Here is a 12649-nt window from a genome sequence, read left to right as displayed (position 1 = left end):
ACCTAGGTGATCCTTTTTTATAACAGCATGACATTATTAACTTCGATAGTTGCAAAACACACTAGGGCGGCATCACCAACAAAACTGAACTTATAATTTGGCAAGTTACCAACGAAATGGCTGTATTAATTCAAACAAAAACAGCGCAAATGAAAACTCAGGATTTGACACATCATCGATGAGCGTAGCATGTGCATGCAACCAGGATAAAAAAAGCATCACAGCAGCATAAGCGAGCAGTAAACGAAAATTAACCTGAGAGGAAAACGGCGATCTTAATATAGAAACAGACGGGCCAACGTAAGCTGCAAAAAACCAGCCTAACCCACCAACAGCAAGTAAACCTGTATGCAAGATTGCTATCTGCGCGGCCTTCTGCGGCCAATTAGCAGCGAGAATATCGATAGACAAACCAAGCGGTGCAAAAAAACCTGATACCGTGCTGGCTAACGCCAAATACATCAGCAGATCGCCAGCGACGAGAGACCAGTGATTGCAAACTCCCACCGGATCCATGCTGCCAGACAAGAGGTAAACCACCATGGCGATAATCGAGAGAGCCATCGCCAATAGCAAAGCGGTCATAACACCGGCATGTACTAGGTGATCGACACCTGAAACCGGTTGGCCACCCGGTAATTCATTGATACGCGCCAGTTGAAACGATGCCACTGCGATATTAAAACCAATGACAGTCAAACGTGAACGCATCACGTTGACCGCCACTTTAACTTGTTGTGTACCCGATTCAGCCATTTAAAAACCCCATCGTAACTTCATCGGGCATAAACACCACACGCCGGAGCTAAGACATCACCATCGCCAGATAACCAAATATCAACACCAGCATCGAGGTCAATGCGTAGGGCACTGGATAACCAACGGCAGGAATAGAGCTACCACACGCATCCTGCGCACCCTTCATTGCGGGAGTACTGTTTCGACCGCCTGCACACGCTCCAGCGAGGATCATTGGGTTCATCTTGCGTACGTATAAGCCATAGAGCCAAGCCAGCAATGGTGGTACTAACGCACCAAGCAAACCCAGGATGGCGATTTTAATAACCACAGTTCCCTGAAACGAGTTGAGGATCTTTGGTCCTACATTGGCAGCTAGTACCGCAATGAACAAACTCAAGCCAATATCCTGCAAAAAGCTCCTTGCTCCTTCGGCCATGGGACCACCAAAAGCTGGATTCCGCGTTCTTAAAAATGAGAACATAATCCCCGTTAACATACATCCTGCCGATGTACCCAAAGCGAACGGGATCCCCCCCATGGTGACGCTGAAATGACCAACGACAAAGCCAATCACTAAAGAGACCGCCAAATAAAATGTCTCTGTGACGGTACTTTCGACTATTGGTTTGCCGCCTAATTTTTTTGCCGCTTCATCAACACACCATTTAGGTCCCGCTAAGCGAACCACGTCGCCGACTTCAACGATTGTTTGCGGCAGATGAGGGATAGCCTGACCTTGCCGAAAAATTGCTTTGCAATAAAGACCAAAACCGATCTCCTTGCCGAGCTCTTCTATCGTCTTACCTGCATATTCAGTTTTACCCACATGTATGTCGGCAACTTCGATCTCGATATCACGGGCGCGGATCTCATCTACCTCAGTGCCAACTTTATCTTCGCCTTTGGCAATTAAATTAGCGTAACGTCCACGAACTCCGATCACATCACCCATTTGAATAGTGGGATTAGTTGATGCATCAAAAACGTCATCACCGCGCACTACCTTAAGTACCGCGGCATTTGGATAGAGCGCAAATAGTTCACGAATACTCTTACCTACTAATTCCTCATGCTCAACTTTATAGCTACGGATCTCAACAGGCAGTGTTCCAGGACTGGAAAAACCCGCCGTACCAGGGAGCGCTTCCGTACCCTCTCCGCCACCAAAGTCGGCCTCCGCTTCTTTCCCCGCCTTTACCGGATCGATGCCGAACATAGCTGGCAAATATTTAATAAATAGAATAATAAAAACTGTAGAGAGCACATAACTGACAGCATAGCCTGCAGCCATATTTGCCCCAATAGTATCGGCAGTCAGTCCCTCAGGTATATGATAGGCACCACTGGAAACAGCGGACTGTGCAACGCCCATCACCGCCGTTACCGTATAGCTACCAGAAATAATTCCCGCAGCATAACCTGGCGCTAAATCAAGCAGCTTTGCCCCGAAAAATACGATAGCGAAATTAGCACAAACAACAATCAAGCCAATGACTATGAAATCAATACCGCCTCTCGCTAATCCGGAGAAAAATTGCGGCCCGACTTTCATACCAATGGCGTACATAAACATCATCAGAAAGATGTCAGACACTAAGCCTGGAGCCGTTATGCTGATGTCATAAAGAACGTATGAACTTAAAGAGATCGCTATACCAACGACCAGCGTACCCGCGGTAGAACCTAACCCAACCCCTTTGATTGTGACAGATCCCAATGGATACCCAATAGCAAGAGCAACAAACAGAAAGACAAACGGGTTTTCGCTTAGATAGTTAAATAGATAGGCAATAGGGCCAGACACTGTGGCCACTTCACTACTCGCAGCGTTAGCTCCCAAAGAGATAAAACAAAGTATAACCAATAGTGGGGGGCACAATTTGGGCTTAAGTCGTTCCCCTGCTTTCGCTAGCCGCTTCATAGTGTTCTGTCGAGAAAAGGTCATAGGGACAAATTCCTTGTTACCACAATAGTCGGAGTGTCTGGTTTATTAAATTAGATCTGGCCGCCAGCTCTATTACGTTGCTTTACCTCCTCCGCAGATGAAGCCGGAGCATTCGCTATAACGCAAAAAGTAAAAGTCAACCCCAATAAATGTAGGCTAAAAAACAAACAACCAGCAGGTTATCTTCTAGTTATTGATCTAGGTTTAATTTTCAACAAACAACTGCTTAAGCATTCTTGCTTGCCTAGTGAAGTTGTCTATGTTTTGTCAATGGTGATGTCTGTTCTGACGTTGGACATTGGCAGAGGTTGGTCACTAGAGATGGTAAAACATCACAAGCTATGCGCATTGTAATCATGAAGGTATATCGGACTTATACCGTGAGATTGCTATGACCGCTGATTACTATAAGTAAGGAAGGCAGACACAATGAGCAACAGAGACGAACATAACGATCCAAACATTTCAATGTATGAAGAGTTCCAGCTGGAGATTGGTGAAAACGAATTTCCAAAAACTGGCGTTTCCGCTCGTTCAGCGAAAGCGCGGTTGGAAGCCCACATGTGGACTGACGCCAATCCGATGCTCAACCTGTCCAGCTTTGTGACCACTTTTATTGAGCCTGAATTAAAAGAGCTTGAGGGAGCCCATGCTCATGTCAACTATGTTGACCATGACATGTACCCTAAGACATATGACCTTGAAACCAGAATGGTCAACATGATCCATCAACTCTGGAATGGCCCGGCAGATGTTGAACCTTATGGTGCGGCTACCGTAGGTAGCTCTGAAGCGTGTATGTTGGCGGGATTAGCTCACAAGTGGAATTGGCGCGAAGCGAGAAAGGCAGCAGGAAAAGATGCCAGCAAACCCAATATGGTCACTGGTGGGAACGTCCAGATTGTCTGGAAAAAGTTCATGAAGTACTTCGATGTTGAAGCGAAGATTGTGCCGCTGGAAGTCGGTAACTACCGTCTAACAGCAGAACACCTCGATGAATACGTTGATGAAAATACAATCTGTGTCGTTGCAATTGCAGGTCAGACCTTCACTGGTGAGGATGACGAAATTCAGGAGATACATGATTGGTTAGATGCTTATGAAAAGAAAACCGGCATCTCAATTCCGTTGCATATTGATGGCGCGTCAGGTGGTTTTGTAAATCCTTTCCTTTATCCCGACTACGAATGGGACTTCCGCTTGCCTCGGGTGCAGTCGATTAATGCATCTGGGCATAAATTTGGCTTGGTTAATCCTGGACTAGGCTGGGTCGTGTTTAGGGACAAAAAAGTTTTTAATGAAGACCTTATATTCTATGTGAACTACCTTGGTGGAGAATCGCCCACAGCAACACTCAATTTCAGTCGCAATGCGGCACCCATTATTGCGCAGGCATATCAGTTTATGCGTTATGGCTTTGAAGGCTATAAACGTATTATGGAACTGACTATGGAAAATACGGTTCACCTCCGAGATCTACTGTTGGAAAGCGGTTATTTCGAAGTGATGAACAAAACCCAACGTATTCCTGTGGTGGCGTTAACACTGAAAGATCACGTTAAGAACTTTAACGAGTTTGATGTATCAGCCAAAGTACGAGAAAAAGGTTGGGTACTGTCAGCTTATACCATGCCACCCAAAGCAGAAACGGTCGTTTCATTACGGATCGTTGTGCGAGCCCACCTAAACAAACACGTTATTGGTCAATTGGCAGAAGATATAATCAACGCCTGTAAGTATCTGGAAGAGCATGGTGGTACAGCCACACCACCAGCCTTACACAGTCACGATAAGTCCTCACCTAAGTGCTAATGTATCCATAGTACTTGAAACAAAGTAAGCCAGTGCTGGGCGTTGTCGGCTAGCACTGGCTTTCTTTGTTTAGACTGACGCAACAAACAAGTAAATAAAAAAACACATCAGTACTCTCAAGAGCTTTACGATAGATCACTTTTAGATCTATCTGATTAACGACTAACGGGGACGTGACAAATGGCGACAAAAACTGACCTGCGACTACCCATTTTTATCATCGTATACGGATTTTTCACCTGTTTCACAGTGTCGGCTCATAACCTTTCCATCGGTGGGACGGCACCAACCGTCGCGGTAGATAAACTCGGTGAAATAGTCCTCACCAAAGAAGAGATAAGCTATCAACCGTGGGATACCAGCAAGTTGGCAGGTAAAGTTCGAGTGATTCAAGCGATGGCCGGCCGAACCAGTGCCAAGCAGATGAATGCACCATTAATGACGATGATTAGCGAACAACATTTTCCTGAGCAGAGCTATCAAACCACAACCATTATCAACCAAGATGATGCTATGTGGGGAACCAGCGGCATCGTTAAGTCCTCGGCGGAAAGTAGCAAAAAAGAGTTCCCATGGTCATCTTTGGTCGTCGATCAAGAGGGTGACATTGCTAAAGCTTGGGGGTTGAAAGAGGAAAGTTCAGCGATCATTGTGCAAAATCAGATGGGAGAAATTTTATTCGTTAAAGAGGGCAAACTAAGCGATAAAGAGATGCAACAAGTAATTGAATTAATAAATAAAACGATTCAATAACTTGATATTTTATAGAGAAGAGGTTTGGGTGGCGACCCCACCAGCCACACCCCGGCACACGAGTCATACGCTGCGGTTGCTCCCTTCCGGGCCTGGCCGAGTTCACATATTATCGTTGCGAGGGGACCAATAGGGCCACCATAACTGCACCTCGAAAGGCGCGGCGACTATATCCTAAAGCCGCCGCACTTTGCAAGTACCCTCAGACTAAAGAAAGTCGCCTAATTTATCTTTCAACGATTTAAGCTTTTCGTTATCGTCCAATTTTTCATCAAGCTTCTGTTGTAAGTCACCTTTAACCTTATTTCCCATCGCCGATTCTAGATCGAGTGAGATATCTGGCGCAGCCATGGCGCCACTAATATGTAAAGGTATCTCAACATCTTTAAGGTCATCGGTCCCCTTCCCGCCCTGACCTTCCAAACTCGCCACTAGAGCCACTAACAAACGATAATCCAATTGCTCCGTCACTAGACCCGCACTACCACGGCCGTTAAGCCTTAGTAGTGGTGACATCATCAGTAAGTCTGGATTAGTTACTTGACCATCAGCGAGATTAAATGAGCCCGTTAATGCCGTAAAATCAGTTTTCTGAGGCGCGTCTGTTGCTTTATCTCCTTTACCAGTCAGAGTCGCATAAGTTGAGCGGATAAGATGTGGAACATTAATGCCATTGACAGCACCGTCTTTGAATTCAAAGTTACCACGACCATTCGCCCCCTTTTTAATCGCATCAGGAGTCAACCCCACGCCTTTAAGTCTAAAACTTACGCTACCCTTGCCTGAAACCAACTCTTTGTCGGCAAGTGCTTTAACCAATGGCAATGCTTCAACCTCCCTTACCTGGGTACTGAGCTGATAGCCCGCAGGATAAATAGTGCCATCTAAAATAGCTGATAGCGCCAAATCGCCGCCATATAGCTTAGCTAATACCGGGGCAGCACTGAGCTTGCCGTCTACAATTTTCAATGTCAGCAATAGATCTTGAATAGAAAGATTAGAAGCATTTAGTTGCGCAACCTTAACGGTTCCAGCCAAATCAACCCCATTAAGCCCACTCAGGTCTGGCTCAGTTGCAGGCTCTTGAGGTGCGCTCGGCGCTGGCTTGGCATTTTCAGCCGATGCAGGCTGACTTGCGGGCAATAGCTTATCAATATCAATCAGCTCTGAAGCTAATTCGAATCGAATAACAGGAACATCTTGATGGGCAAGCGAGAAATAACCGTCCATAGCTTGACCGTCAAATGACAAACCAAGCGGATTAAGAGATAGCAATTTATCCTGCTTTAGATAGCTAAGCTGAGCTTTCACTAAGGCACTCATTTCACCATTTGGAATGCTACTTCCAGTGGCTAAAAGTGCTATCTGTAAATCTCTTACCTCCACGACTGAACTCGCTGAGACAATACTTAGTGAGCCTGAGACATCAACAGCTGCACTGATCTCCGGTGTTGACGCTTCTATATGACAAGACAACTCACCCACAGTATCTGCAGCAACAGGTCCCAAAGTACAAGCTTCAATGGTGACGGTTTGTTTAGTCTGCGCATCTAAATCTTCAGAGATAAGTTCAACGTCGGTTAAGGCCACTGAGCCTAAATAGAAGCCTGGGGGCAGTATGGGTTGAACAACGTCACTCGGCTCCGCCTCAACGATCACTTCATCTTCATGCTGCGCAGGCGTGCCTTGTGCAGCCAAATCATCGAGATTAGATACACCGTCTCTCTTCTGCAGGCGAACAGCGACCCCGTTTAGGCTGACACCATGGATCTCTACCTGACCGCTAAACAGAGGCAATAGAGCCACAGAGACACTCACATCAGCCACTTCAATCATTGGCTCAACCGGAAAACCGACGGCATTGCTTAACTTTACGCCGTCAACTGAAAAGCCGATAGATGGAAAGAGCTGTAATCCGATGTCGCCATCGATGGTTAGAACTCTGCCAGTGGCTTTTTCAACCTGCGATGTCACTTCAGGTTTGTACTTGTTTGGATCAAAGGTGACAACAACCACTATCACCACCAAGAGCAAGAGAGCCAACACAGCGGCCAAAACTTTAAGTATTTTTCCCATCACGTTCACCTGATCACAGTTCCTTTCGTTAAGTGTAGGCAGAATTTAGGGTAGAATATTCTGCTGACGTGGAATAATAGAAACATGTTAACCTTTTGAATTAAAAATAAACCATAACCAATTCAATATATTTGGTCTGGTGTGTTGTACAGTCTCAGGATGTGACGATGTTAAAAAAAGCAGGTTTAGTAGTTTTAGCGATGTTAAGCACCCATGCATGGGCTGAAATTCCCGATGGCGTTTCACCAATGGAACAGGAGTGCTATCAACAGCTAGAAGGATTTATTGTCCTTAACAACGCCCCAGAGCAAGGCGAAGTAGACGGTGTTCCACAGGTTGGTATGAGCAATGAAGAGCTTCAAGTGATTATAGATCAAGAAGGCTACTGCACTGCTTGGCAAGCACTGGTCGAATCATTTATTCGCCAACACGGTGAAGTGTTAGATTCCGTAGAAAGAACAACAGGTATGCCCACCCCCGGCAAATCTCACTAACTTATGTTAGTGCTGAGTGAGGGGCTTCTGCTCCTCACTCCCCCTCTTCCCTCTAACCATTGCTCGGGCAAACCTCATCAAATAGCACTTCAGAAAGTTCACGCTGTTTATCCCAACCTAAGGCTTTTAGCTCTGGGATTTCAGGAAAATCATCGGTATACCCTAGACAGAGATAACCAACCAGCTCCCAAGTATCAGGCGCTTTAACAGCGGCCTTAACCACCTTCGGATCCAAAATACTCACCCAACCGATGCCCACATTTAACGCCCTAGCCATCAGCCACATGTTTTCGATAGCGCAAACCACGCTAAAGCGCCCCATATCAGGCATCGCTGTTTGGCCAAGTACGGGGCCATCATTCGGCGCATAAAACACCGCCAAGTTGATTGGTGACTCTTTTATGCCTTCAAGTTTAAGACGGCGATAAAGCGATTGCTTCTCATCAGTGAAGCAAGCTTCACCTTCACGGTTCTTCTGTTCAAATGAGTCTGATATTTGCTCTTTTGTTGCCTGTTCCTTGATCGTAACAAAGCGCCAAGGTTGCGAAAAACCGACGGAAGGGGCATGTAGACCGGCATTCAATATCCGCTGGTAAACAGCATCAGGAATAGGTTTAGAGGTAAAGTGATTACCCCGAATATCGCGACGCTGCTGGATAACGGATTCAACAGCATCAGCAAACTCTGCGCTGAAACGCCCCCGAGGTGCCATGGAGCTCACCAATCCACCCCTTTACGCGCTTTAATACCAGCATCAAAAGCATGCTTTAATGGCTGTACTTCAGAAACCGTATCAGCAATTTCCGTTAGCCGGCGATGAGCTCCCCGCCCGGTCAATACCACGCTTTGCTCCTCAGGTCTGGCATTAAGAGCATCGATAACTTCATCTAAGTCGAGATAACCGTACTGAACCATATAAGTAATTTCATCCAGTAACACCAAGTGCAGGCTAGGATCGGCTAACATCCGCTTTGCCGCTTGCCAAACTTTCTGCGCAGCCGCAGTATCGGCTTCCTTATTTTGTGTTTCCCAGGTAAATCCCGTATTCATCACCTGAAACTCTACGCCGGCACCTTCGAGAAGGTTACGTTCACCACAATCCCACGTCCCTTTGATGAATTGCACCACAGCAGCCTTATAGCCGTGTCCAACACAACGTGCCACGGTACCAAATCCAGAGGTACTCTTGCCCTTACCGTTCCCAGTGATCACTATCAATACGCCACGCTCGGTTTGCGCCGCATCAACACGCTTATCCACGTTTTCTTTCAGTTTCTGTTGACGCGCTTTGTGGCGTTCATCCTTTACCGCTTTATCGACCATTTAACTCTCCATCAAAAATTTGGGCTGCCATCCGAGATGGCGAACACTGTACTGTGCATCTTGGCCAAGCGCATGATAACGCTGGATAGAGGTCACAGAAGCATAGGGAATACTCAGAGATAACAGGGATTGCATACCGCCACACCCGAAACCCATTACCTCAGCTAATAGCATTCGGATCACTCCACCATGAGTAAAAGCGATAGCCTGTGAATCAAAACGTTGCCATAGCGATGACAATGCCTCAGCTGTGCGACGATGAAACACTTGTAATGGCTCAGCACCAGGCAATGTATCACTCATAGGAGCCCCCCAGAACTTGCCAAGTAGCTGCCGTTCATCTTCCGAATACGCGGCAAAAGGCTTGCCATCTAACTCGCCAAAGTCACATTCACTAAATCCTGTTTCAGTTTGCACTTCAAGCGAACAGCGCTTGGCGATGATATCAGCGGTGCGGCGACATCTAATACGGGGGGAGGTAAACAGCGCATCGTACGCCATCAGATCTCCCATTTGCTCAACGAGTTCAACGGCAGCTTGATGCCCGCGATCTGAAACTGCGGTGTCGGTTCGCCCCAACAGGCATGGCGGACCGGCGACGGCACCGTGACGAATAAGAAAAAGCTCTTGAAGCGTACTCACAAATTCTGCCCTTTGAGCACAAGCGGCATACCTGCGGTTACCAAGGTCACCTTATCTGCAATCTGAGCGACGCGTTGATTCAACCAGCCCGCTTCATCTCGAAAACGTCGCGCCAACCGGTTTTCTGGCACAATCCCCATACCAACTTCATTACTCACCAGGAGCACCCGACACGACATCCGCGCTAATACTGCAAGCAAACGGTCAATTTCAGCAGCCAATGAAGACTCATCAGCAAGCAAGTGGTTACTAAGCCATAACGTCAGGCAATCAACCAGCAAGTAATGTTCGCTGTTGGACAGGGAATCCAGCGTTTCGGCCAGCACCAACGGCGACTCGATCAGCTGCCATTCTGCTGGGCGTTGTAATTGGTGATGTAAAATACGCTCACTCATCTCCTGATCAAAAGCTTGTGCGGTAGCAATGTATACGACGTTGCTACCACTGCGCTTCAGTAGAGATTCAGCGTAAGCACTTTTCCCCGAACGAGCACCACCAAGCACTAATTCAATCACAGCAATGTTCCTGTAACAGCAATGCAAGAAAGATAAATAATAAGTTCTGACAGCTGCTGCGCAGCCCCTAAGGTATCACCGGTATAACCGCCTATTTGACGAATATAGAACTGTTGTAAAATCACTCTCAGAATAACTAAACAAATCAGACTGACGACTGCCATTTGCCACGGAATAAATGCCAACATTAATGCCGCCCAACTCATAGTAAATAACAAACCTAAAGCAGACAGGCGTGTCGCCAGCGGTTTACTCTTACTACTTTCAGCGTCGGCAACATATTTAAGATTAAAAATAAAACTTACCGAGAAGGATCTACTCACAGCATGTGCAACAACGATAATAAGCGCCGATTGCAACTGCGTTAAGCTGGCCGCCTTGAGCATCAACACCATAAACAGCCCGATTGCACCATAAGTACCTATACGAGAATCTTTCATGATCCTCAACTTATGCACGCAATCTAAACCGCCACCAAGCCCGTCACAGGTATCCGCTAGGCCATCTTCATGGAACGCTCCGGTAATAAGAACTGATGCAGCCATAGACAACATAACGCCAATCGTCGTTCCCAGCGCATCAACACAAAGCAAATATACAGCAGCGGCAGCCAAGCCAATAAGGGAACCAACCACGGGAAAATACACGCAGCACCGACTTAACCAGCGAGGATCAAACTCCCCCGGGATCACAACCGGGACACGAGTAAGAAATTGCACGGCTACAAGAAACAGACGCCACTGTAATTGAAACCAATTCATTATTGACTGACGCCCGCATCACCAAAAGAAGCCATCTCATTAAGAAATGCAACGGCACTTTGGCACAAAGGATACGCAAGCGCTGCCCCAGTGCCTTCACCGAGTCTCATTCCTAAATCTAGTAGGGGTCTAGCATTCATCTCTGCCAGTAAACGTTGGTGCCCACGTTCATCTGATGCATGACAAAAGACGAAATAGTCGCGTGCCGCAGGGGCAATTTTATAAGCCAACAAAGCCGCCACTGAAGCAATAAAGCCATCGACAAGAACCACCATTTTGCTTTCGGCTGCAGCAAGCATAGCCCCCGTCATCATCGCTATTTCAAAACCGCCTGCCGCTGCCAGGGCTGAGACCGGATCAAGCCGGCCGTTAACGCGAGCTAGCAACTTGCTGACGACAGCAGCTTTCAGCGAAACGCCAGCATCATCCACACCGGTTCCTCGCCCTACGCATAGATCAGCTTGGATCCCCGTCACTAACGCCATCAACGCAGCGGCAGACGTTGTATTCCCTATTCCCATTTCACCAAAGCCAACAATATTTGTGCCAGTACGCTCCGCGCCAGCAATCAGCTCCTTCGCGTGCGAAAAGGCAAACTGTACTTGTTCTGAGGTCATAGCGTTTTGCAGCAAGAAATTCTTCGTACCCTTACCCAAAGAGCAATTCAGCAGCTTATCAGAGTATTCGATCGTGGAGCTGATGCCTGCATCGACGACGTAAAGCTGAATATCGTGTTGCCGACAAAACACATTAATTGCAGCACCACCGTTGACGAAGTTCATCACCATCTGCGAAGTCACCTCTTTTGGATAGGCACTAACCCCTTCATCGGTGATCCCATGATCGCCAGCGAATACCCAAAACACAGGCTTTGTAAGCGCAGGTGTCGCAGAGTCCTGAATTTGAGCGATCTGCAATGCCAGCGTTTCTAAAGCACCCAATGCGCCCAACGGCTTGGTTTTGTTATCAATGGTAGTTCGAATTAATTGAGTTCTATCGTCACTAATATGGCTAATTGACCACATCTGCTCACCTGCTTAATAAAGAGATAATCAGCTAAAAATGGAGGGAGCATTACTGATAATGCCCAGCCCTCCGAGTTACCCGCTCGGCTGCTGTGCTAGGAGTAAAGCTGGTCATCTGACTTACACAAAACTCTTATCAAACAAATCGTTGAACCAAGTAGTGATCACAGTTGCGGGTACAGTTGTGGATTCTCACCACATTCCCATTTGGAAAGACTTTATTCCCAGAATGACAGGAGAGATGAGTATACGGGTAAACACGCCATGGTCACAACGCTAGGCTTTAATCAATAACGGAGAGAGATTGAAAGTTGTATCGTTTCACTGAACAAACTAAATGAAGAACGATACGCTACTTCATAGTGGCCACGGCGCTAAAGGCTGCTCCAACAAAAAAGCCCCTCGCTTGGGCGAAGGGCTTTACTGTTTTCAATCGCCTTAAACGCAAAAAGGCTACCCTATCGGGTAGCCTCTTCACTGTATTAGGTGTCTGGCGGTGACCTACTCTCACATGGGGAAGCCCCACACTACCATCGGCGCAATTGCGTTTCACTGCTGAGTT

General features: G+C 46.9%; 12 protein-coding genes, 1 rRNA gene, 1 other RNA gene and 1 riboswitch. Of the genes, 3 read left to right on the top strand and 11 right to left on the bottom strand.

Going from position 1 to position 12649, the window contains the following annotated elements; genetic code table 11:
* Window positions 1-105: 105 nt before the first annotated feature.
* Both DU002_RS10735 and DU002_RS10730 read right to left on the bottom strand, forming a co-directional pair.
* Window positions 106-756, bottom strand: coding sequence for a hypothetical protein (locus tag DU002_RS10735; RefSeq protein WP_114338393.1), 651 nt, complete (start codon window positions 754-756; stop codon window positions 106-108).
* A 49-nt stretch (window positions 757-805) separates the two neighbouring features.
* The gene (locus DU002_RS10730) at window positions 806-2686 is read right to left on the bottom strand and encodes an aspartate:alanine exchanger family transporter (protein WP_233496477.1); all 1881 of its coding nucleotides are present in this window, start codon (window positions 2684-2686) and stop codon (window positions 806-808) included.
* A gap of 429 nt (window positions 2687-3115) precedes the next feature.
* Here DU002_RS10730 and DU002_RS10725 point away from each other — a divergent pair, with 429 nt between their 5' ends.
* Both DU002_RS10725 and DU002_RS10720 read left to right on the top strand, forming a co-directional pair.
* Window positions 3116-4498 carry a glutamate decarboxylase gene (locus tag DU002_RS10725; RefSeq protein ID WP_114338391.1) on the top strand — a complete coding sequence of 461 codons (1383 nt, stop codon included), beginning with the start codon at window positions 3116-3118 and terminating at the stop codon, window positions 4496-4498.
* 180 nt (window positions 4499-4678) lie between these two features.
* Entirely contained in the window at window positions 4679-5251 is a 573-nt protein-coding gene (locus DU002_RS10720) for a YtfJ family protein (RefSeq protein ID WP_114338390.1), read from the top strand.
* Between the two features lie 35 nt (window positions 5252-5286).
* Here the strand turns inward: DU002_RS10720 and ffs are convergent.
* Together ffs and DU002_RS10710 are read right to left on the bottom strand one after the other, a co-directional pair.
* Window positions 5287-5383, bottom strand: an RNA gene (ffs, locus tag DU002_RS10715) — signal recognition particle sRNA small type.
* 75 nt (window positions 5384-5458) lie between these two features.
* Window positions 5459-7327: an AsmA family protein gene (locus DU002_RS10710; RefSeq protein ID WP_114338389.1), complete on the bottom strand. Its 1869-nt coding sequence runs from the start codon at window positions 7325-7327 to the stop codon at window positions 5459-5461.
* 167 nt (window positions 7328-7494) lie between these two features.
* Between DU002_RS10710 and DU002_RS10705 the strand changes: the two genes are divergently transcribed.
* Complete coding sequence (locus DU002_RS10705) at window positions 7495-7821, top strand: hypothetical protein (protein ID WP_114338388.1); 327 nt, start codon at window positions 7495-7497, stop codon at window positions 7819-7821.
* 52 nt (window positions 7822-7873) lie between these two features.
* On the opposite strand, the gene bluB is transcribed toward DU002_RS10705, so the two are convergent.
* The 7 genes from bluB to rrf all read right to left on the bottom strand — a co-directional run.
* Window positions 7874-8533: a 5,6-dimethylbenzimidazole synthase gene (bluB, locus tag DU002_RS10700; RefSeq protein WP_114338387.1), complete on the bottom strand. Its 660-nt coding sequence runs from the start codon at window positions 8531-8533 to the stop codon at window positions 7874-7876.
* Window positions 8534-8538: 5 nt separating this feature from the next.
* Window positions 8539-9144, bottom strand: coding sequence for a cob(I)yrinic acid a,c-diamide adenosyltransferase (gene cobO, locus DU002_RS10695; RefSeq protein ID WP_114338386.1), 606 nt, complete (start codon window positions 9142-9144; stop codon window positions 8539-8541).
* Window positions 9145-9786, bottom strand: a complete 642-nt coding sequence (locus tag DU002_RS10690; RefSeq protein ID WP_114338385.1) for a histidine phosphatase family protein — start codon at window positions 9784-9786, stop codon at window positions 9145-9147.
* Window positions 9783-10301, bottom strand: a complete 519-nt coding sequence (gene cobU, locus DU002_RS10685) for a bifunctional adenosylcobinamide kinase/adenosylcobinamide-phosphate guanylyltransferase (protein ID WP_114338384.1) — start codon at window positions 10299-10301, stop codon at window positions 9783-9785. Before cobU ends, DU002_RS10690 begins: the two co-directional genes overlap by 4 nt.
* Entirely contained in the window at window positions 10298-11062 is a 765-nt protein-coding gene (locus tag DU002_RS10680) for an adenosylcobinamide-GDP ribazoletransferase (RefSeq protein WP_114338383.1), read from the bottom strand. The genes cobU and DU002_RS10680 overlap by 4 nt, the downstream gene beginning before the upstream one ends.
* Entirely contained in the window at window positions 11062-12087 is a 1026-nt protein-coding gene (gene cobT, locus DU002_RS10675; protein ID WP_114338382.1) for a nicotinate-nucleotide--dimethylbenzimidazole phosphoribosyltransferase, read from the bottom strand. The genes DU002_RS10680 and cobT overlap by 1 nt, the downstream gene beginning before the upstream one ends.
* 88 nt (window positions 12088-12175) lie before the next feature.
* Window positions 12176-12323, bottom strand: a riboswitch (cobalamin riboswitch).
* Window positions 12324-12575: 252 nt separating this feature from the next.
* Window positions 12576-12649, bottom strand: a 5S ribosomal RNA gene (gene rrf, locus DU002_RS19665); the annotation flags it as partial.

The sequence above is a fragment of the Corallincola holothuriorum genome (genome assembly GCF_003336225.1).
Lineage (GTDB): Bacteria > Pseudomonadota > Gammaproteobacteria > Enterobacterales > Neiellaceae > Corallincola > Corallincola holothuriorum.
Note: the sequence above shows the minus strand (reverse complement) of the source record. Positions and strands in the feature narration are given on the sequence as shown.